At 62.2% G+C, this 20,896-nt stretch carries 18 protein-coding genes and 2 pseudogenes; 10 read left to right on the top strand and 10 right to left on the bottom strand.

The genetic code is table 11. From position 1 onward, the window contains the following. Positions 1–69: 69 nt before the first annotated feature. Positions 70–984, bottom strand: a complete 915-nt coding sequence (locus EH165_RS02140) for a metallophosphoesterase (protein ID WP_239020656.1) — start codon at positions 982–984, stop codon at positions 70–72. Continuing rightward, positions 981–3,338, bottom strand: a complete 2,358-nt coding sequence (locus EH165_RS02145; protein ID WP_164479081.1) for a transglycosylase domain-containing protein — start codon at positions 3,336–3,338, stop codon at positions 981–983. The genes EH165_RS02140 and EH165_RS02145 overlap by 4 nt, the downstream gene beginning before the upstream one ends. A gap of 422 nt (positions 3,339–3,760) precedes the next feature. Between EH165_RS02145 and EH165_RS02150 the strand changes: the two genes are divergently transcribed. Then, positions 3,761–4,048 (top strand): WhiB family transcriptional regulator, encoded by a 288-nt coding sequence (locus EH165_RS02150; protein ID WP_124800241.1) that lies wholly within the window; start codon positions 3,761–3,763, stop codon positions 4,046–4,048. 23 nt (positions 4,049–4,071) lie between these two features. Here the strand turns inward: EH165_RS02150 and bagB are convergent. From bagB to EH165_RS02165, 3 genes and pseudogenes are all read right to left on the bottom strand, one after another. Continuing rightward, positions 4,072–5,240 (bottom strand): annotated as a pseudogene (gene bagB / locus EH165_RS02155) (ATPase BagB). Further along, the gene (gene bagA, locus EH165_RS02160; protein WP_206426060.1) at positions 5,237–6,256 is read right to left on the bottom strand and encodes an ATPase BagA; all 1,020 of its coding nucleotides are present in this window, start codon (positions 6,254–6,256) and stop codon (positions 5,237–5,239) included. Before bagA ends, bagB begins: the two are co-directional and overlap by 4 nt. 44 nt (positions 6,257–6,300) lie before the next feature. Further along, positions 6,301–6,531, bottom strand: a complete 231-nt coding sequence (locus EH165_RS02165; protein WP_124797830.1) for a hypothetical protein — start codon at positions 6,529–6,531, stop codon at positions 6,301–6,303. 117 nt (positions 6,532–6,648) lie between these two features. Between EH165_RS02165 and EH165_RS15285 the strand changes: the two genes are divergently transcribed. From EH165_RS15285 to EH165_RS02180, 4 genes are all read left to right on the top strand, one after another. Continuing rightward, entirely contained in the window at positions 6,649–6,822 is a 174-nt protein-coding gene (locus tag EH165_RS15285) for a Sp36 family protein (protein WP_164479082.1), read from the top strand. After that, a complete protein-coding gene (locus EH165_RS02170; RefSeq protein WP_164479083.1) occupies positions 6,819–7,301 on the top strand; it encodes a RidA family protein in 483 nt (160 codons plus the stop codon). Before EH165_RS15285 ends, EH165_RS02170 begins: the two co-directional genes overlap by 4 nt. A gap of 186 nt (positions 7,302–7,487) precedes the next feature. After that, complete coding sequence (locus EH165_RS15290) at positions 7,488–9,122, top strand: MBL fold metallo-hydrolase (protein ID WP_164479084.1); 1,635 nt, start codon at positions 7,488–7,490, stop codon at positions 9,120–9,122. Beyond that, positions 9,122–10,015: a putative RNA methyltransferase gene (locus EH165_RS02180; protein ID WP_124797831.1), complete on the top strand. Its 894-nt coding sequence runs from the start codon at positions 9,122–9,124 to the stop codon at positions 10,013–10,015. Before EH165_RS15290 ends, EH165_RS02180 begins: the two co-directional genes overlap by 1 nt. Positions 10,016–10,130: 115 nt before the next feature. Here EH165_RS02180 and EH165_RS02185 read toward each other — a convergent pair whose 3' ends face one another. Together EH165_RS02185 and EH165_RS02190 are read right to left on the bottom strand one after the other, a co-directional pair. Continuing rightward, complete coding sequence (locus EH165_RS02185) at positions 10,131–10,805, bottom strand: Crp/Fnr family transcriptional regulator (RefSeq protein WP_124797832.1); 675 nt, start codon at positions 10,803–10,805, stop codon at positions 10,131–10,133. Between the two features lie 139 nt (positions 10,806–10,944). After that, positions 10,945–11,199, bottom strand: a complete 255-nt coding sequence (locus tag EH165_RS02190) for a hypothetical protein (RefSeq protein ID WP_124800245.1) — start codon at positions 11,197–11,199, stop codon at positions 10,945–10,947. A 92-nt stretch (positions 11,200–11,291) separates the two neighbouring features. Here EH165_RS02190 and nth point away from each other — a divergent pair, with 92 nt between their 5' ends. The 3 genes from nth to EH165_RS02205 are packed head-to-tail and all read left to right on the top strand — an operon-like array spanning position 11,292 to position 13,908. Then, a complete protein-coding gene (gene nth, locus EH165_RS02195) occupies positions 11,292–12,038 on the top strand; it encodes an endonuclease III (protein WP_239020660.1) in 747 nt (248 codons plus the stop codon). Further along, the gene (locus tag EH165_RS02200) at positions 12,035–12,730 is read left to right on the top strand and encodes an NUDIX hydrolase (protein WP_239020661.1); all 696 of its coding nucleotides are present in this window, start codon (positions 12,035–12,037) and stop codon (positions 12,728–12,730) included. The genes nth and EH165_RS02200 overlap by 4 nt, the downstream gene beginning before the upstream one ends. Then, a complete protein-coding gene (locus EH165_RS02205) occupies positions 12,727–13,908 on the top strand; it encodes a MarP family serine protease (RefSeq protein ID WP_124797834.1) in 1,182 nt (393 codons plus the stop codon). The genes EH165_RS02200 and EH165_RS02205 overlap by 4 nt, the downstream gene beginning before the upstream one ends. 33 nt (positions 13,909–13,941) lie before the next feature. Here the strand turns inward: EH165_RS02205 and EH165_RS02210 are convergent, their stop codons facing one another. From EH165_RS02210 to acs, 3 genes and pseudogenes are all read right to left on the bottom strand, one after another. Next, positions 13,942–14,925 carry an alpha/beta fold hydrolase gene (locus tag EH165_RS02210; protein WP_124797835.1) on the bottom strand — a complete coding sequence of 328 codons (984 nt, stop codon included), beginning with the start codon at positions 14,923–14,925 and terminating at the stop codon, positions 13,942–13,944. A gap of 41 nt (positions 14,926–14,966) precedes the next feature. Continuing rightward, on the bottom strand, positions 14,967–15,461 hold the full coding sequence (locus tag EH165_RS02215) for a phage holin family protein (protein ID WP_124797836.1): 495 nt from the start codon (positions 15,459–15,461) through the stop codon (positions 14,967–14,969). A 196-nt stretch (positions 15,462–15,657) separates the two neighbouring features. After that, positions 15,658–17,654, bottom strand: a pseudogene (gene acs / locus EH165_RS16730) (acetate--CoA ligase). Between the two features lie 293 nt (positions 17,655–17,947). On the opposite strand from acs, the gene EH165_RS02225 reads away from it, so the two are divergent. Together EH165_RS02225 and ssd are read left to right on the top strand one after the other, a co-directional pair. Then, positions 17,948–18,754, top strand: coding sequence for a Fic family protein (locus EH165_RS02225; protein ID WP_239020663.1), 807 nt, complete (start codon positions 17,948–17,950; stop codon positions 18,752–18,754). Between the two features lie 990 nt (positions 18,755–19,744). After that, the gene (ssd, locus tag EH165_RS02230; protein ID WP_124797837.1) at positions 19,745–20,863 is read left to right on the top strand and encodes a septum site-determining protein Ssd; all 1,119 of its coding nucleotides are present in this window, start codon (positions 19,745–19,747) and stop codon (positions 20,861–20,863) included. Positions 20,864–20,896: the final 33 nt, after the last annotated feature.

Genomic DNA, 20,896 nt, shown 5'->3' on the forward strand with positions numbered 1-20,896 from the left:
GTTAGAAGTCTATCCGATCCACGAGGGTGGTACGCACCATCGCGACTATGTAGTCAAGCGAAACAGCGGCTATCCCGCCGGTGCCTGCTTCGCGATCAGTGTCAACAAAGTCGCCTCTGGGCGACATAAAAACCTCACCGGCAGATATGGATTGGCGCCGATACCAGCGGAAACATGGAGCCATGATGTAGATCCCCACCGCGAGAGGCCACGAGCTCGGCTGCGATCAATCCCGCAGTTGGTGACGACAGCCCCGATCCCTGGAACCCGGACCTGGCCACCGTGTGTGTGTCCAGCCAGGAGGAGGTCGTAACCGTCTGTGGCGAAGCGGTCGAGGAGTTCTGGCTCCGGCGCATGCAGCACACCGATCCGCACACTGGCGTGAGAGTCAGCGGCGCCTGCTATGTCGGTGTATCTGTCGCGATCAGTGTGTGGATCATCCACACCGCCAAAGGCAATCTGTTGCCCCCGGATGGTGATGTCGCCGCGCTTATTGGACAGGTCGAGCCAGCCGTGCTCCAGCTGAGCGGCCCGCAGATCGCGCCAGGGAAGCGCCTTGCCGCTCAGGCGCGGCCCCCTGGGCAAGAAATATCGATGCGGGCTCCGACGAACCGGTTCGGTGTAGTCGTTGTTGCCGAAAACGAAAACTCCGGGCACATCCAACAGCCCACCAAGAGCTGTCACTGCCGTGGGCACCGATTTACTGCCGGACAGCGTATCGCCCGTATTAACGACGATGTCCGGGTGCAATTGAGCCAGGCCGCTCAGCCACGCAATTTTACGGTGCTGGCTCGGCAGCAAATGCAGATCCGAAAGGTGCAGGACCCGCAGCGGCCAAGATCCTGGCGCCAGGATAGGCAGCTCGATCCGGCGTAGGGCGAACAACTGCGGCTCGACAAAGCGGGCGTAGCCCGCCGTGGCAATCGCGAACCCAGCAGCCCCGGCTACGGCGATGCCGAGTCCGGAACGCGAAATGCCGGTCACCCAGTAGCCGCCTTCCCCTTCGAAACGATAAGTGTGACGATGGCGCCCTGCACCGCCGACTCGCGCGGGTGGTAATCCACCACCTGCCCGACGGGAGCGTCGCTGAAGACGTCAATCACCGAAGTCGGATCGTTTATGTATCCCTGGGTCACCAGTTCGGCGCGCGCGTCGTCGGTGGATTTGCCCAGCAGGTCCGGGACTTTTTTGGTCAGACCATTCTTGTATTGCGCAGTGGCCGCGCCGAAAAACTCTTTGGCGCGATCTTTATACAGCGGAGCCATGGCATCGACCCAGGTTTTCGCCGGCACCGACCCGCCGCTCATCCCTTTTTTACTGCCAGCGGTGATCTCGTCAAATGTGCAGGTGCTCAGCGGGTCTTGGCAGATTGGTTGGGGGCTAGGTTCGAAATCCCACACCAAGCTGGCACCGGAATAGGCGGGAGTAAATCCGAGGAAAGCTGACGACTTGTATTCCTGGGTGGTGCCTGTCTTCCCCGCGACGGTGTTGTTCATATTCCAGCCGCCTGCTTCGAAACTGGCATGGGCTGTTCCGGTGTAGCCCTGGCTACCATCAGCGGCGATGTCACCCTCCATTGCCAATGCGAGGGTTTGCGCCAGTTCCTTTGGGACCACCTGTTCGCAGGGAATGGTGCTCCAGTCGACGGGCGCATCATTGCGATCGGTGATGGACCCCACGGGTGTGGGCGGACACCACATCCCGTTTGAGGCAATGGTGGCGCCCACGCTGGCGAGATCCAGTGGGCTGACGGGAGTGACACCGAGGGTGAATGACGCTATCGCCTGCTGAGTTATCTGGTCTCGATAGGAGCCAGCCAAGTCAGCGAAACCGGGCTCGACCTGGCCGGCGTCCAGACTGTAACCCCGAAGGCCCATGGCTACGGCCATGTCTGCCACCGCTGCAAGCCCGACTTGATCTTCCAGTGACACGAACGCGGTGTTGGGGGACGTTGCCAGCGCCTGCTCCAGCGGCATGGTGGCAGGGAATTCGCCCGCGTTTTTGAACTCTTTATTCTTCGCCAAAGGGCTCGTGTAGACGGGGGGCGAATCGATGACGTCGGCGGTTCCGACCCCGTTATTCATCGCAGCGGCCGCAGTGAAGATCTTGAACGTGGATCCGGCGCCCAGCGGCACGAAGGTGGTGGCAAGTTTCTGAACTGTCTGCCCCTCCTTCAACCCGTAGGGGCGGTTGACGGCAAGAGCGAGAACCGGGCGCCCGCGCGTGGTGTTAGTGGTGCCGGGTTCAACGATGGCAAGCACGTCGGCAATGCGACTTGCCGCGCCAGCCACATCACCCGCGTTGGTGTTGACGGACGTGAGCGCCTTAGTCATCACGTCGGGGTCCAACGTGGTGGTGATGGTGTATCCACCAGTTTTGAGCTGCTCCTCGGTGAACGGCTTGTCCGGCAAGGACGTGAGGTAATTGAGCACGTATTGGCAGAAATAGCCGATTCCCTGGGTGCCCAATGTTGAATTGGTATCGGCGGAAATGCAGCCATTCGGGATGTCGGTTTGGTTAATCGGAAGTTTACTGCCGAGCAGGGGGGCGATCGTCGCCTGGGAGTACTTCTTATCCCGGACGAGAGCGTTGAGGACTTTGTCGCGGCGCGACATCACGTCGTCAATGCGGTCAGGGTTGAAAGGGTTGTAGCGGTTGGGGTTATTGACCATTCCGGCGAGCATGGCAGCCTCCCCCAATTCGAGGTTTTTTGCGCTCTTGCCGAAGAAGTACTGAGAGGCCGCCTCTGCTCCGTAGACCGACGGCGCGAATGCCACGGTGTTGAGATACGACTCGAGGATTTTGTTCTTGGAGTTGACAGTTGCCTCGAGATTGATCGCGATGCGGGCTTCTTTGAGCTTGCGGATCGGAGTGCTCTCGATCGCTTGCGCTTTGTCGGCGTCGGTCTTGGCCGCAATCAGGTAAAGGTAGTTCTTCACGTATTGCTGGGTGATGGTCGAGCCACCGCCAGCGCTTGACTTGCCGGCAACCTGCCCCAGCGCCGCGCGCGCGGTTCCACGCCAGTCGACACCGAAATGATCGAAAAAGCGACGGTCTTCGATGGAGACGATGGAATCCTTGAGGTACTGCGAAATATCGCCAAATGGCACCCACGTGCGGTTTTGGTCGTACAGATACGCAAAGGGCTTGCCGTTTTTGTCTTGGATGACGGTTCGTTCTGGAGCCGGCAGGTTCATGTTGACGGTGTCGGTGCCTTCCACCGCTTGCGCAACTTGGGTGGCACCCAAGCCAGCCGCAGCCGCGTAAGGAAGTAAAAGGATCGCCACTAACACGCCGCCGATAAGGCTGCCGACGGTCAGTCGCCCAAGATTGCTCATCACTCGCACCGACTTAGGGTACGTGGTTTTGATGGGAGACCCCTGGTTGTTGGAACTTTTGCCCTCTCCGTTGTGGGCTACATCCGAGGTACCAACGCGCCCCGGGAAATAACGGACATCCGGATCACCGTTACCGATCTGCAACATAAAAACGGACGAAGCGACACAACCGCAACCGATCCGTTGGCGTCTGGTCAACAGACAGACCCGCCCGGGAAGGGAAAACGCTGAGCGCAGGATGCGCCTGCGTACAGGTCACAAAGAGGAAGGTGGACACCGTGAGTGCTCGGTCACTACATGCGGTCCCGGAGATTATTAGCGCCCCGTCGGACGTTCCGCTGGGTGGAAAGCCCGTGCGAGTCCAGCCATCGGCTTCCTGCGATGCTCGCCTCACGCCCCACCAAGTACCGGCTCAGCTTCTGCTGAGCTCCGGAGCGTGGGCGCGGAATGGATTGTGTGTGGGACGTGATCCCGATGCGCTCTTCGTCACGGGCGCCGCCCAGCGGGAAGCTGTCAAGATCTGCAATGGCTGCCCGGTCCGCCTGGAATGTGTTTCGGACGCGTTGGACAACCAGGTTGAGTTTGGCGTGTGGGGAGGCCTCACTGAGCGCCAACGGCGGGCGCTGTTGCGGCAGCGACCCGACGTCACCAGCTGGCTCGACCTTCTTACCCAAGCTCGAGAGGCGGCAGTCGCTTCCAGCGCAAGCTGAAAACCATTTCGACTCTGCGGAGGCTATTCGGTGTGTTGACCTGCGAGTTGTGCGCCGATGCGGCGCAGGTCAGGCAAGGCGTAGACATCCCGAGCTGACGCTGGCACCGAGATAATTGGCAGGTCGGGGTGGGCTCGAACGAATCGTGCCTGCATTTTGGTTTCCGCCGTGTGCAGGGTCATTCGCTGTGCGTGCAAGTTGAGGACTGCTGCGGTCAAACTTTCCGGATCCAACGTGCTTGCCACCGACTCTGCCGCGGACGCTGACAAATCAGCCAGCGGAGGGTGAGTGCGATTCAAGATAAGGCCAGCAAGTGGCATGTGGTCTGACTGCAGTCGGTCGGCGAAGTACGAGGCCTCGCGCAATGCGTCGGCCTCGGGAGTGGCGACGACCACGAATGTCGTTCCCGCATTGCGCAACAATTGGTACGTTGCATCAGCTCTCGCCCGAAAACCGCCAAACATGTCCTCGAAGAGCTGTACAAATTTTGCGGCATCGGAGAGCATCTGCCCCCGATCACGGCGGTCACCGCCTTGGTAAAGAGCGCAAAGCCCGCCCCGACTATTTTCAATACGCCGCGCCCCGGGCTGGTCAGTAGCCGGATTGTCCGGCCGTCTAAGAATGACGAAAGACGTTGCGGTGCATCAAGAAAGTCAAGGGCAGAGCGACTAGGTGGGGTGTCGACCACTATCAGGTCCCACTCCTCGGTCGCGGCGAGACGACCAAGTTTCTCCATCGCCATGTACTCCTGCGTTCCACTGAAAGAACTGGAAATCGTTTGGTAGAAGGGGTTTTCGAAGATCTGCGCGGCGCGTTCCGGGGCGGAGTGGGCGGTGACCATGTCGTCAAAAGTGCGGCGCGTGTCCAGCATCATCGCCCACAGCTCACCCGTTGCCGCCGAGCCGATGTCGACGCGGCGGGGCGTGTTGTCCAGAACATCAAGGCCCAAGGATTGGGCAAGACGCTTGGCCGGATCGATGGTGAGTACGGCGGTTCGACGGCCAGCGTCGGCGGCCCGGATGGCGATCGCAGCCGCGGTAGTCGTTTTGCCGACACCGCCGGAACCGCAGGTGATCACGATTTTGGTTTCGGGGTCCAAGATCAGTGCATCGATATCCAGCGGGCGCACTGTAGACGTACCCGTAGTTGCCTTACTCACAGAGTTGCCTAGAGATGCGGCGGAGGGGCTCATCGGACGCCTTGTTCTGTCAGTTTTTCGGTGAGATCAAAAACGCCGCCGAGGTCGACGCCGTCCGTCAAGTATGGCAACGTCATTACTGGGAGACCCTGGGCTGCAACAATTTCCGCGCATTCTGCTTCCGCCATCACCTTGATGGCGTGTTCTGCTGCTTCGGCCATGAGCCCAGTAGCCAGTGCCGGGTTGAGGCCTGCTTTTTTCAAACCCGCCGCAAGGTCTGTTTCGTCCAGACCGCTCTGGGCGGCGGCAGCGAGCGCGTGTTCGGGGAGGTAATCGCCCGCTGCGGCGTTCACAATCAACGTCCCGACAGGAAGGCCGACCTCGCCCAACTGCGCGATAGCTTCGATCGTTTCGCTCACCGGCATCTCCTGGAGCAATGTCACCAGATGCACCATGGTGTCTGGAGAATGTAAGAGGTTCACCACCCCATCAGCTTGATTGCGAATAGGACCCTTGCGCGCGAGGTCGGACATGGCGACGGTGACGTTGAGGAAGGACACAATGCGCCCAGTGGGAGGCGCGTCCATCACGACGGCGTCGTAGACATAGTTGCCGTCTTTCGTTTTGCGGTTGACACATTCTTTGGCTTTGCCGGTGAGCAGCACGTCACGCAGGCCGGGAGCGAGCGTGGTGGCGAACTCGACGGCGCCCATCTTTTTCAGTGTGCGCCCGGCGAAGCCAAGGTTGTAAAACAGCGCAAAGTACTCCATCAGAGCTGCTTCCACATCGATGGCGAGAGCGCGGACTTCGCCGCCACCCGGGGCCAGCGCCACTTTTCGTTCTTCGTAGGGCAACGGGGGTAAGTCGAAGAGCTGTGCGATCGCCTGCCGTTCTTCGACTTCGATCAGGAGCACCCGCCGGCCACCGCTCGCCAGCGCCAATGCAAGTGCGGCGGCGACGGTAGTTTTTCCGGTGCCGCCTTTGCCCGAAACGATATGCAGGCGGGCCTGCCTCGCATTGTCGGGCCAACCGAGCAGGGAGGGGGCTTTGCCATCGGCAGCGTGGGACACAAGAACAGCCTACGTGTGCGACCAAAGAAGCCAGGTGGGTCCGCTTAGTCGGCGAGCGCCATGGCAGCGATGGCCAAAGCCGGCCCGGCGATGAGGATGAGCACCATCCACCAAGGCGTCAGCAGCACAGCGATAACGATGACGGGCACCGCGGCGCTGTACGGAGCGAGGGCCCGCAGCGCTCGCATCGGGGTCCAACCGACTCGATCGCGCAACGTGTCCAGCCGAAGCAGCAAGAGAACGAGGACCAGCAGAGCAGCGGTCGCTGCGGCCACCCAGCGCCACCATTGCATGCGCCAACCCTAGTCTTGTAAGGGCCGTTTTAGCTCTCTGCGGCCAACTTTTGCCCCTCGATGAGCACTCCCGGCGGGCGACAACTTAGAGTGGGGGTCATGTCTGCACCCACACCGCGTCGCACCTGGGAATACGCCACCGTGCCGCTGATCAGCCACGTCACCAAACAAATTTTGGACACCTGGGGAGAGGGCGGCTGGGAACTCGTCAGCGTCATCCCCGGTCCGAACCCCGAGCAGCTTGTCGCCTACCTGAAACGGGAGCGAGTATGAGCGCCCCGATGACGGCATCTGCCAAACTGGCCGAGATGGGCATTGTGCTGCCGAAGGTTGCGACCGCCGCCGGTTCCTACCTGCCGACGATGCGCACTGGCAATCTTATCTTCACCTCCGGCCAGCTGCCGTTCCAGGACGGGAAGTTGGCAGGGCTCGGAAAGGTTGGTGCCGAGGTCACGGCTGAGGAGGCCAATGGTTACGCGAAGATCTGCGCGCTTAATGTGCTCGCAGCCCTTGACGCAGCCGTCGGTATCGACAACGTTGTCCGCGTGGTCAAGGTGGTCGGTTTCGTTGCATCGGCCGACGGATTCACCGGCCAACCCGGAGTGATTAACGGCGTTTCCGATTTCTTCGTTGAGGTTTTCGGTGACAACGGCCGCCATGCACGGTCGGCAGTGGGAGTTGCCGAGCTGCCCTTGGGCGCGCCGGTTGAGGTAGAAGCCATCGTCGAAGTGCGCGCGGTCGAAACCCACTAATTCATTCACGCATCTCTCGCGTTATTTCACGGCAGGGCTTGGGCGATCGCCCAAGCCCTGCCGTTCTTTACGGATTCGTGATGTCGGGTTCGCTGCTGTTTTGAGGCACGCGGAACGGGGATAGCGTGGGGCTATGAATACTTCGGACAGGTTGGGCCCCCCGCCGGGTCGCCACCATCAGGGGATGTGGTTCCGGTCCGACCCGCAGCGACCGTCGTCCTACTGCGCGATTCATCAGGTGGCCCAGAGGTTTTCCTCCTGCAGCGAGTGGCGGAGATGGAGTTCGCTGGTGGAATGGCGGTGTTCCCCGGGGGCGCTGTTGACCCCAGTGATCGTGATGCGACGTTGCCCTGGGCGGGTCCGTCCGCCGCGTGGTGGGCGCGCGCGATGAATGTCGATGCTGAGCAGGCGCGCGCTATCCTCGCCGCTGGCGTGCGGGAACTGTTCGAAGAAGCGGGAGTCGCGCTTGCCAGCAAGCCCGGCGAGCAGCTGCCAACTTTTGAGAAGCCCATGGCAGCAGGGCTTCTCGCGGTGCGGAAGGATCTAGCGCAGCACCGGACGGGGCTGGGCGTCGTGCTGGACGCTGCGGGCTATCAGCTACGGTCCGACCTGATGCGCCCCTGGGGACGCTGGGTCACGCCTGCGTACTTTCCCAAACGATACGACACCATGTTTTTTATCGCCAGAATGCCAGCTGGACAGGACGCGGACGGGTTGACATCTGAAGCGCTGGAGGGCTTTTGGCGAACGCCAGGGCGGGCGTTGGCGGCAGCCGAGGCCGGGGACCTGGCTTTGATGCGCCCTACTGAAACGGTGCTGCGCGAACTCTCTGCCTTTGCCTGTGTCGACGACATCTTCGCGGACACCGTTGGTTGGTGTCATGAGGGTGCGGCGCCCTCGAACGAGAGTGTTTTGTACGGCAGCCCCAACAGCGTGGGTGAGGATGACCCTGATGTAGGCGGACGCGGTCTTCGGTTGCGCGCCCCCGTCTGGATCGCCATCGGCGACTGCCACACACCGCCGTCAGCAATTTTTCGCACCAGCGAATTCACCGAGTGCCGGTTGGCTCCCAACCCAGGGCCTATGACGCTGGATGGCACAAACACCTACGTGATTCGGCACCCCGGCGCGCGCAGCGTGGTGGTGGTGGACCCGGGTCCGCTCGACGCGGACCACCTTGCCGAACTGGCTGGCGGATACCCGGTGGAACTGGTGCTCATCACGCATCACCACCTCGACCACACGGAGGCGGCACCAGTGTTTCACGCGATGACGGGCGCGCCCGTTCGCGCACTCGATCCGGAGCAGTGTCACGTCGGTGAAGCACTTGTCGACGGCGAAATGATCACTGCAGCCGGTGTCACCATCTCGGTACTCGCTACCCCGGGACACACGGGTGACTCGGTGTGTTTTGTACTGCCCGATGACGGGCCGACGGGCGCGGTCGTGACCGGGGACACAATTCTCGGGCGCGGAACCAGCGTTATCGACTACCCGCACGGCCGGTTGGGTTGGTACTTGGAATCGTTGGCCCGTCTCGCAGCACTGGGCCCAGCACTAGTGCTGCCTGCCCATGGCCCGACCCTGCCGGACCTTGCACAGGTGGCGCAGCAGTACGGCCAGCACAGAGCGCAGCGGCTTGATCAAGTGCGCGCTGCTGTCGCGCGATTGCAGGGGCAGGGGCAGAGCGTGACGTCATCGGCGGTGACGGATCTCGTTTACACCGACATCAACGAAGCGGTGCGAGGGGCAGCCACCTTGTCCGTCATGGCGCAGTTGGAATACCTGCTCGGCTCTGATTTTGCTGCAGGGAAGCTCTGATGAGCTCTGAGCTGCCCCCTGTGGTTGCCTATTTGCGCTGCCCGCATTGCGGTTTTTCGCTAGGACCAGCACCGGCAGCGAAGCCAGAGCAGAACTGGTCGGGAGTGATCTGCGAACAGGGACACCACTTCGACGTGGCTAAGCAGGGCTACCTTTCGTTGCTGGGGAAGAAGTCCCGCACCGATACAGGCGACTCTGTGGAAATGGTTACCGCCAGGGCGAACTTTCTCAAAACCGGTCTCTATCAACCGATCTCAGATGCTGTCACCGCTGTGGCGCACGAATACCGCGGCTCGCACCGCCTGTCGATCGAGATTGGCGCGGGCACCGGCTACTACCTGGGCCGCGTCCTCGATAGCAGGCAGCAAGATCACGGCATCGCCGTAGACTCGTCGGTACGAGCTGCCCGTCGCGCGGCGAAGGCTCACCCAAGAATGTTCTCGGTGGTGGCAGACGCTTGGGATGCCCTGCCGATCCGAAGTCACTCGGCCGGCGTGCTTCTGAGTGTGTTCGCGCCGCGGTCGGTAGGCGAAATTTGCAGGCTGCTGGCGCCCGGTGGAGTATTCATTGCAGTGACGCCCGAACCTTCGCACCTGACTGAGCTGGTGAGTCAATTCGGGATGTTGACCGTGGATGCGGGCAAAGCCGAGAAGTTAGGCAGGGATTTCGCCGCGGAACTCGAAGTGGTTTCCGCGGTTTCGACAACTTTTGAGATGGCGCTGGACCCTGTAATGGTGCGTGACCTGGTGATGATGGGACCATCCGCGCGGCACGTCGATCCTGAATCGTTTGAACGCCAGTGGCGCGCGCTGCCCCAGGCTATCTCGGTTACGGGGGCGGTCACCGTGACGGTTCTCAAGAACCGGACAGTGTCGGGATCTGCACGCACCTGAGGTGCTTCGTCATGCTCGCTGACGCGTGTGGGAGTTCAGCCTGCGGCGCTGACACCGAGTGCGCCAGCGCCGAAGACCAGACCGTCCGCCTTGGCGAACTCGGACTTCTTACCCCTCAGCGTGCGCGACGCGAAAGGCGCTCGGAATCCAAGATGATGACGCTCTTGCCTTCGAGGCGTAGCCAACCGCGATGGCCAAAATCGGCCAGCGCTTTGTTGACCGTCTCGCGAGAGGCCCCGACCAGCTGCGCCAGCTCCTCCTGGGTGAGATCGTGGGTAACACGCATGGCTGTTCCCTCCGACTGGCCAAACTGCCTGGCCAGCTGAAGAAGGGCTTTGGCGACGCGACCCGGTACATCAGTGAAGATCAAATCAGCGAGCGCGTTGTTGGTGCGACGCAACCGACGCGCGAGCACGCGCAGCAACTGCTCGGCGATCTCCGGGCGTTTGTTGATCCACTCGAGAAGTGCAGCGCGATCCATGGTGGCCAGCCGCAAGTCGGTAACCGCAGTGGCGGTCGATGTGCGCGGGCCCGGATCGAAGACAGAAAGCTCGCCGAACATATCCGACGGGCCCATGACGGCGAGCAAATTCTCCCGGCCATCGGGGGAGTGGCGGCCCAGTTTCACTTTGCCAGCCAGAATTACATACAGCCGATCGCCGAGCTCTCCTTCGCTGAAGATCGCGCTACCGCGGGGGTAGTCAACCGTCTCCAACTGCGAACCAAGAGCCAAGGCTGCATCCGGGTCTACGCCCTGAAAAATGCCCGCCTTTGCGAGGGTCTCTTCCACCTGTCCTCCAGACAAGGTATGACCAGTATCACGCTACTAATCGTTTGCTTCCGAGCGCCACTCTAGTGGAGGTTTTGGGCATTGGCACAGTTGCCTTGCCGCGCCATGCTGAACAACCTCAACAACGCAGGTAGAAGTTTCAGGATTTGCTAAATCTGCCTAGGATCGCGCGCCGTCCACGACGTGGCTTGCGACGCAGCCGGAAAACGGCCAATGCACGGCCCCAGCCTTCGCGGATAAAGGTGTTTACCTCGTCAGGCTGCGCCTGGTCGAGGAATTCCTCGATATCGCCTTCGCTCATCGAGACATTGCGCAGTCTGCTTTCCAGCCGCTCCATGAGCACGGCAAAGACCAACAGCATCAGGGGGAAGAGGAGTACGAGGAACACAGTCATGATGTAGGCATCATCCCCCATGGGCCGCTTAGATGCCATCGACTGCACAGTGTTTCTGCACATTGCTCGCACCGATATGGCAATCTTGTGCTGTGAAAGCGACGCGCGCGAAGGTGCCCAGCACGCCGCTGGCACGAACCAGACGGGCGAGGCGCCTCAACGCAGAATTGTCCCTCGGCTACCCGGATGCTGTCTGCGAATTGGATTTCACGACGCCACTAGAACTCTCCGTGGCGACCATTTTGTCTGCTCAATGCACGGACGCCCGAGTGAACGTGGTGACGCCAGCACTTTTTGCCCGGTATCCCACCGCCAGCGACTACGCGGGGGCCAGCGTGGAAGAGCTTGAGGAGTACGTGCGCACCACCGGTTTTTTCCGGAACAAGGCTGCGTCCTTGAAAGGTTTGGGCCGGGCGCTCGTTGAAGAGTTTGACGGCGAGGTGCCTCGCACCCTCGCGGAGTTGGTGACGCTCCCCGGCTTCGGCCGCAAGACCGCAAATGTCGTGCTCGGCAATGCGTTTGGCATTCCAGGAATCACAGTAGATACGCACCTGGGTCGTCTCGTTCGGCGCTGGGGGCTCACAGATGAGGAAGATCCGGTCAAGGTGGAACGCGACCTCAACGCGATGCTGCCGCCCGCGGTGTGGACTGACTTTTCGACCCGGGTGATCTACCACGGCCGACGAGTGTGTGATGCCCGCAAACCCGCCTGCGGGGCGTGCTATTTGGCGCCGCTATGCCCGTCATATGGGTTGGGACCCACCGATCCGGTGGTGGCCGCGGAACTGGTCAAAGGGTCCGAACGTGATCACCTGCTCGCCTTGGCTGGAATAGCGTGAGCGATCCGGCAGTGGCCACGCTTCTCGCCGACCCTGCGACGGTGCCGGCGTGGATGCAGCCGTTAATTCACCGCTACCGGTCGGGACCGGTGCCATTGTTGGCCGACCGCGGATTCCGGCCGGGCACGCAAACGCAGCGACGATCCGCGGTGCTGATGTTGTTGGGGGAGGGGCCAAGCGGGCCGGATCTGCTGTTGACCCAGCGTGCGGCAGGCATGCGAACACACTCCGGCCAACCGGCCTTCCCGGGCGGCGCGGTTGACGTGGGCGAAGACGCGGTCATGGCGGCGCTGCGGGAAGGGCAGGAAGAGACCGGCCTCGACCCCGCCGGAGTGACTCCAGCCATGGTGTTGCCCGAACTTTTTCTTGCCGCATCAGGTTTTGTTGTCGAACCGGTGTTGGCGTATTGGCATCGCCCCGGCCCTATTCGTTCGGTCAACGCCGCTGAGACGGTTTCGGTGGCGCGGGTGCCGATCGCCGAATTGGCAGACCCGGCCAACCGGGTACAAGTCCGGATCCGTCACTACACGGGTCCGGGGTTTGTAGTCGCGGGTATGACGGTATGGGGGTTTACTGGCGCCCTCGTCGACTCGGTACTCGATATGGGTGGTTGGGCTGTGCCGTGGTCCACTGACCGCGTGATAGATATTGAGCAGAACCCCGCGCTAGGCATTACTAGGTCCACCCGATGACGTTTATCGACGCCATTGTCGTGGTTTTGGTTGTCGCGGGAGCGTGGGCTGGGTTCCGCCAAGGTTTCATCACCGCGGTGGTGTCACTGTTGGGGGCGGTATTTGGCGCACTGCTGGCCCTGACCATCGCCCCGAAACTTCTTGCTAGTGAGTCGGAGTGGGGCCGCACAGCCATCGGCCTGATCATTCTGCTCACCGGAATTTTGCTGGGTGAACTGCTCGGCGATTGGGCCGGGCGGGTGCTCTCGCAGCAGATCACATGGAAGCCGGCGAAAGCCGCGGACCGTGCACTGGGTGCGGTCGGGCAAGGGTTGGCGGTGCTGGCATTGGCCTGGCTGGTAGCCCTGCCGCTGGCATCAGTGCCTGCACCGACCCTGACGTCTGCCGTCCGGAATTCGGTGGTCCTCACCCAGATCAACAGCCTCCTACCCAATGGTGCGTCAGCCGTTTCTGCGCAACTGCGAAACCTGCTCGACTCCACTGGATTCCCACAAATTCTCGACCCGTTGGCGCCGACTCCGATCACACCGGTCGACACCCCCGACGCCGAATTGGCAGGCGGCCCGGTCGCCGCTGCTGCCCAGATTTCAGTCCTCAAAATCCGCAGCAATGCCCCGACATGCGGAAAGTTGTTGTCGGGCAGTGGTTTTGTGATCGGGCCCGAGCGGGTGCTTACCAACGCGCATGTGGTGGGGGGCGCCACCCGCACTGTCGTCGAAACCCCCGAAGGGATCCTTGAGGCGACGGTAGTTTCCTACGATGCCGACCGCGATCTGGCCGTTCTTTACGTTCCGGGCCTTACGGCTCCCGCGTTGAAGTTCAGCACGGAAGGGGTGAATTCGGCAGATGACGCCATCGTGATCGGCTATCCCGGAGGCGGCCCCTATACGGCCTCGCCCGCCCGCGTTCGGTCCGAATTCGATCTGCGGGGTCCCAATATCTACGGCACCAGCACGGTCGAGCGGAACGTGTACATCCTGCGCGCACAGGTGCGGCCGGGCAACTCCGGCGGACCGCTACTCGACCCGGCCGGCGACGTGATTGGCGTGGTGTTCGGTTCCGCCATTGACGACTCGGAAACAGGCTTTGCGCTGACGGTCGACGAGGTGTCCTCCACCGTGGCGGCAGGGCTGACTGATACTTCCGCTGCACCAACAGGAGCTTGTGCGCTGCACTGAGGGTGCGGTGCCCGCGAACGAGCGGCCCTTGAACTAGCCGCCTGCGGGGAGCGCCTCGAGCTCTTGTAGAAAATGCACGAGCAGCGCGGTGACCTCTGCCGGCGCTTCCTCCGCCGGGTAGTGGCCGATTCCGCGAAGCCATTCCTGCCGGTAGCTACCGTGGCAGAGGGCGCGCGCTTCTTCGAGCAAACTGACGGGGATGACGGGGTCGCCTTGACCGCCGATGTGGAGAACGGGAGCGGACACCGGCCTGCGCGCTAGAGCCTCACGGTGCCGCAGGCCATCGGAGCGCCAGGGGGATCGGGCTACCCACCGCAGATGCTCCACGGCTGCATGCGTGGCGCCAGCGATACGGAACGCCTGTCGGACTCGCGGCATTGCTTGCGCAAACTCGGCAGACGCGGCCCACGCCGGCCCACTGCCCCTGCGAATAAGTTTTTCCAGGCCGGCGCCACCGCCCGCGGCAAACTTTCGTTCAGCAAAAAAAGGCAGCCGCACGAGACGCAACAACCCCTGGTAGGTGCCAGGTATTTCGCGCCATCGCAGCCGAGCAAGTGAGAGCGGATGCGCGGCAGCGATGGCGACAACAGCACGGACTTGAGCTGGCCGAATCGAGGCAGTGTTGAAGGCCGTCATACCGCCGAAGCCCGTCCCAACCAACACTGCGTCACGCTCACCGAGGGCTCGGATCAGGCCGGAAATATCGCCCGCCAGGGTGAAGGCGTCGTAACCGCGAGGGGGGTTGTCAGTGTCCCCATAACCTCGAAGGTCGACCGCCACGACGCGATAGCCGTAGGCCGGAAGGTCTGTGAGCTGATGCCGCCACGACCACCAAAACTGGCCAAAACCGTGAAGCAGCAGTACAAGTGGACCATCGCCGGCCTCGGCGATGTGGAAGCGGATGCCGTTGGCGCTGATATCGCGATGCTGCCACGGCCCGGAGTGTCGCACCACCGAGGGGTCCGGCGTAGTGCCGTTTTGACTTCCACGCTGGTGGTGTTCTTCGGGGGGCGACATCAGATCCGTTGGGTGTCAGCTGCGGGGCGCGCGCGCTGCGTTTAGGCCTTGGTGTCGGGAGCCGGGTGGGTAGCCGCAGCCTTCAAAGTTGTTGCCGTGGTCTGCAGAGAGGCGATCGTCCGTTCGGGCTTGCCGATCTTCTTTACTTTCTTGATTCCCAGAAACACCAGGCCGCCGACCATCACCAACATGACGCCCCAAGTGATGAGCGAGGCGGACCAACGTGGCAGCCAGATGTCGAGCAGGTCGGCGAAGAAGAAGAACATAAAAAATAGGCTGAACAGACCAATCACACCCGCGAGGATGAAAAATACGGCTCCCACGATGCCCTGCTTCGCCGACGCCATGATCTCGAGCTTCGCGAGCTCAATTTCCGCGCGCACCAGCGTCGAGACGTGTGTGGTGGCGTCCTTGACCAGAGCTCCGATAGAACCTTGCGGATCGACATCTAGCTCGGGCGTCAGCGGAATCGACGGTTGCGAGAAGCTGGTGGTGGTGCGGTTGGAAACCGCTGGCTTGGTCCCGGGGTAGGACATGGGCTTTTCTCCTGATCGTGGCGCGTCACATGATTGATTCTGGTTGTGCTTGATGTCGCTTGTGAGTGGCAGCGTGAGTGGTCGTCTTCACCGTTGTGCTGCCGTGACCTATCGTGCCACGTCCGCCCGCGATCCGAAGAGCGCGGGAACGTGAGGATCTATACCCCGATCAAGCAGAACTACGCCTCGCGTGCCTTCAGTCCTGCTTTCCCGCAGCGAGCCCGGTGTTGATGAGGCCCATCACGCCGGAATCTTGCAACGTGCTGACGTCGCCGAGGTCGCGGCCCTCAGCTACGTCGCGGAGCAGTCGCCGCATGATTTTGCCGGACCGAGTTTTGGGAAGCTCGGGAACGATGAGGACCTGCCGTGGTTTGGCGATTGGTCCGATCTCTTGTCCCACATGGTTTCTCAACTCGACGATCAGGGCTTCGTTGTCGGCGGTAGACGCTGAACCGCGCAAGATGACGAAGGCAACGATGCCTTGACCCGTCATCGCATCTGTTGCACCAACTACCGCCGCCTCGGCGACAGAAGGGTGCGACACCAAGGCCGACTCGACCTCGGTGGTGGAAATCCGGTGCCCGGAGACGTTCATCACGTCGTCGACTCGGCCTAGAACCCACAGCGCGCCGTCACTGTCGTATTTGGCGCCGTCGCCAGCGAAGTAATAACCCTGATCAGCAAAACGAGACCAGTAGGTGTCTCTAAACCGCTCGTCATCTCCCCAGATGGTGCGGAGCATGGACGGCCAAGGGCGGTCGATCACCAGATAGCCGCCCTCGCCTTTACCGACGGGGACGCCCTCTTCGTTGACGATTTTGGCGCTGATTCCTGGAAGCGGCAGCATCGCGGATCCGGGCTTCGTGGCGGTCACGCCGGGGAGGGGGGAGATCATGGTGGCGCCCGTTTCGGTCTGCCACCACGTGTCGACGATCGGACAATTCCCGTGCCCGATCATCTCCCGGTACCACATCCACGCCTCGGGATTGATCGGTTCGCCTACTGAACCGAGCACCCGCAACGATGCAAGGGAGTACTTCGCGGGGATCTCGGCGCCCCACTTCATGAAGGTGCGGATCAAGGTCGGCGCCGTGTAATAAATGGAGACCTTGTACTTATCGATAATCTCCCAGTGTCGGCCTTCGTGGGGGTATTGGGGGTGCCCTCGTACATCACCTGGGTTGCGCCGTTGGCCAGTGGGCCGTACACGATGTAGCTGTGGCCGGTGACCCAGCCGATGTCAGCGGTGCACCAAAAAACGTCTGTGCCCGGTTTGTGATCGAACGTCACATGGTGGGTGTAGGAGGTTTGGGTGAGGTAGCCGCCGCTGGTGTGCAGGATCCCTTTGGGCTTACCGGTGGTGCCCGACGTATAGAGCAGGAATAACGGTTGCTCGGCGGGGAATGCTTGCGGCGTATGCGTGTGCGGCTGGGCGTCGACCAACTCGTGCCACCACACGTCCTTGTCGGTCCAGGTGATGTCGAAGTTTGTCCGCCGGACCACGAGGACATTCTCCACGGTTGACCCTTCGGCAGCCACGGCCTTGTCGACGGCGTCCTTCAACGAGACAGCCTCGCCCCGTCGGTACTGACCGTCCGCGGTGATGATGAGGGTGGCTCCGGCGTCTTCGACCCTGGACCTAATTGCCTCGGCGGAGAACCCCCCGAAAATGACGGTGTGGGTGAGTCCGAGACGCGCGCATGCCAGCATGGAATAGACGGCCTCGGGGATCATGGGGAGGTAGATCGCCACGCGGTCGCCAGCCTGTAATCCCAGGGCGGTTAACGCATGTGCAGTTTTGCTGACGTGGGCCAAGAGGTCGGAGTAGGTGATGGCGAGGCTATCGCCAGGCTCGCCTTCCCAGTAAATGGCCACCCGGTCGCCGTTGCCATCTTCCACATGACGGTCCACGCAGTTGTACGCCACGTTCAGCGTCCCGTCCGCAAACCATTGGGCATGGGGGGCGTTCGACCAGTCCAGGGCGGTCGTGAATGGGGTTATCCACGTCAAGCGGCGGGCCTGTTCGGACCAGAAGGCGTCAGGGTCTGCCTCCGCCCGGGCATAGGCCTCTTCGCCCAGGTTCGCGTGCGCGGCGAACTCGGCCGTGGGGGCAAACGTGCGGTTCTCAGCGAGCAAGTTGTCCAATGCGGCACCCGATGTCGGGTCCCCGGCAGATGGTGAGCTGTGAGTCATGGTGAAGGCCTTTCCGAACGCTGTTTTCCAAGCAGTGACTTTGCGACTCGGGTCAGCGTTCCAACTGATCGATCGTGCAACTCTGCGCTGAGTTCGCGGTACATAACTCCAATTGTTGAGTACCGCCCCCAGACTGTTGTTGTCGGGGCGGCCGCAGAGCAAGTGTGCACCATCGCCATGGCGATTCTCGTTCGCATGTGAGCCGGTCCGGACAGTGCAGTGGGGGAGTGAAACTTTTGTCGTCCTGACTACCTCAGAGTCCCGAAAGGGCCATGCCGTCTACGGTGGTGGACGTGACACCAACTCCTACGGACGCATCAACAGCTAGTTTCTCGAGTGGGTCGTCGCAAAAGAACCCCTCGCTCGAATGGCCTGATTTAGCCGCGTTAACCGGGGTGGCCGAAGCGGTCGAAGAGGCTCGCCGAGCCGTCGCAGAACTCCGCAGGCACCCGGCGAATACGCGTGGTTGGGCGAAATCAGCTGCTGCCGCGGCGGTTCGAGCGTCAAGAGCATCGGCGGCGTTAGATGGCGGCGACCCCGGGATCGATGCCTTAGCCGAGATAGTTTCAGACCCGGTCCTCGCCGGGGCGCTTCGATGCAATTCGGCGCTGGCAACTATGGCGCCAATCTGGGAACGGGCTCCTCTCCAAGCTCTGGCCCGTTTACATACCCTCGCTGGCGCAGATCTGGGCTCACAAGTCGGTTTGGGCCGCCCGCGTCCAACGGATCCGTTGCTAGGCCCGCGGCTCTCCGGCCTCGCGACAGTTGCGGTATCAGCACCGTGGCCAGCCCCCATCAAGGTAGCGATCGTGCACGCGGAAGTGTTGGCGCTGCAACCATTTGATTCTGCCAATGGCGTGGTGGGCCGCGCTGCCGCCCGCTTGACTGCCATGTGCTCCGGTTTGGATCAGCAAGCACTCACTGTCCCCGAGGTTCACTTCTTTCGGACGGAAGCAGACTATCGGCGATTGTTGCTGGCCTACGGGTCCGGTAGCGAGGACGGGTTGGCTCAATGGCTGGTGTATTGCTGTGAAGCGCTGATCGCTGGCGCACGTGAGGGGACCTCGATCGCCAACGCTTCCCGAACCGATGGCCCTTAGCTAACGCCGAGTGTGCTGCGCCGGGTGGGTGGGTGGCTGAGTGGGTTGGTGGCTGGCTGTGCCGGCTGCGCTGCGCCGGCTGCGCTGCGCCGACTGCGCTGCGCTGGCTGCGCGCGCTGCGCCGGCCGGCTGGCTGGCCCCGGGTGGCTGGCTGGCTGGTGCCGAGTGAATGCTGACCACGCAGATTTGGGCACTTGAGCGAGGAATGTGGGTGGTGATGCTTCACTCGAGCTGTGTCGGCGCCAAGAGAAAGACGGCGCCAAGAGAAAGACGGCGCCAAGAGAAAGACGGCGCCAAGAGAAAGACGGCGCCGCCTCGAGGGGCGACGCCGTCTGTACAAGTGTCCTGGCTACCAAGGCTTCACCACTGAGTCGAGAATGGGGCCGCGAGTTTCGCGAAACACCCGCATCGACGTACCTACCGCGGTTATGGCGGTGAGTGGGTACCGGGGGCCTGTACGCGGAGTTCCGATCGGGGTGAACGGTATTTCTCTTCCACACCGTCCCTGGCTAACGGGAAGTCCGTCATTTAGGTGTACTCCTGTCGGATTGCGAAGGCAAGGAGTGATCACACTTAGGAGTGATACGAGCTAGGCGCAAAGGCGACCGGTCTGAATCTGCGTGTGTGTAAGACAGGAATCGGGTGACATTCGATTGCTAGACGTGACGACGCAGGTTCGGAGCGCTACTGTTAAGGAGTTGGTTTCACCCCCCTGAAACCGACCTGGTCCGACTCACCCCCCCCGAGTCGGGCCCCGCGCCCCCGCCTACCCCCCCTGGCGGGGGGCGCCCTTATTTTCTCCCTGTCCCAGGGCCTTACAAGGAGGCCCAGTGCGGCCCCTGCGCGTCACGCGAGATCTATCCACAAGTCGAATTTCATCCACAAATCTTGTCCAAGCCCACCAACGCGCGATTGCTCGCGGTGTGCTGAACGCATGCAACCGGCCGCTGCCGGTCTGCACCGTCTTTCAAGATCAGTGGGGATGTATGCATGGAGCACCGGCCACTCGTCATCACCGAAGATCCGTCCTTGCTCGATGACCTGCTCCGAGTGGCCGCGGCCGCCGGGGTGGAGGTGGCACACGCTACAGCCCCCACTTCCAAGACCGTGTGGCGGGCGGCCCCGATGGTCGTCATTGACGCGGCTGCCATCCGGTTTGCAATCGCTTCGGGGATGCCTCGACGTCCGGGTGTGGTGGTGGTCAGCCATGACGAGCTGGCCGCCCCGATCTGGGAGCAGTGCGTTGTCCTCGGTGTGGAGCGGACGCTGGTGCTCCCCATGGACGAGGAAGCCCTCGTGGCGGCCGTCGCCGACGCGTTGGAGCGCGGTCCGGATGACGGGCCGCTGGTGGCATTCATCGGTGGGCGGGGTGGTGCGGGGGCGTCGGTGCTGGCGGCTGCCGTAGCGGTTGCTGGTCTGAAGACTGGGAAGTCGGTGCTGCTGGCCGACTGCGACCAATGGGGCGCAGGGCTGGATTTGTTGCTCGGCATCGAGGCTGCTTCCGGCGTCCGGTGGGATGATCTCGCGGCCCCCTCGGGTCGCGTGCCCGTGGAGGCCCTGCATTCCGCCCTGCCCTGCGTTCCAGGGATCACCCAACGGCGGTCCCTCCGGATGGCCGGTCCCGCTCCACTGCGCGGAGTCCTGTCCGTTCTTGCCCACAATCGCGACCTTGAAGTGAACGTCTCCCCAGACGTGCTGGACGTCGTGCTCGATGCGAGCCGGCGCGCAGGGGAACTGGCAGTGGTAGATCTGCCGCGGACCCCGGACCCGGTATCCGATCGAGCGTTGCAAAGGGCCGATGCGGTCATCCTCGTGACGCCAGCCGATCTCGCGTCCTGTTTTGCCGCGCGACGGTTGTTGAACAGAATCTCGCGCCACAACACCGAAATCGCGGTGGTTGTGCGCGGTCCGGCGCCCGGCGGACTCGGCGCAGACGATGTTGCCGAAGTGCTGGGCCTGCCGCTTGTTTGCCAGATGCGGCCGCAACCCAACCTCGCGCGCGACCTCGAGCAGGGAAGGCTGCCGGGGAGTGATGCCCGTAGCCCGCTGGGCCGGGCAGCAGCTCAGGTTCTCGTTCATCTTGACCAAATTGTGGGGCAACGCCGGTGACAGCGGCTGCTTTACATGTCGATATACCTGAGG

Origin of the sequence: Nakamurella antarctica, assembly GCF_003860405.1 — a bacterium.
GTDB classification, from domain to species: Bacteria; Actinomycetota; Actinomycetes; order Mycobacteriales; family Nakamurellaceae; genus Nakamurella; species Nakamurella antarctica.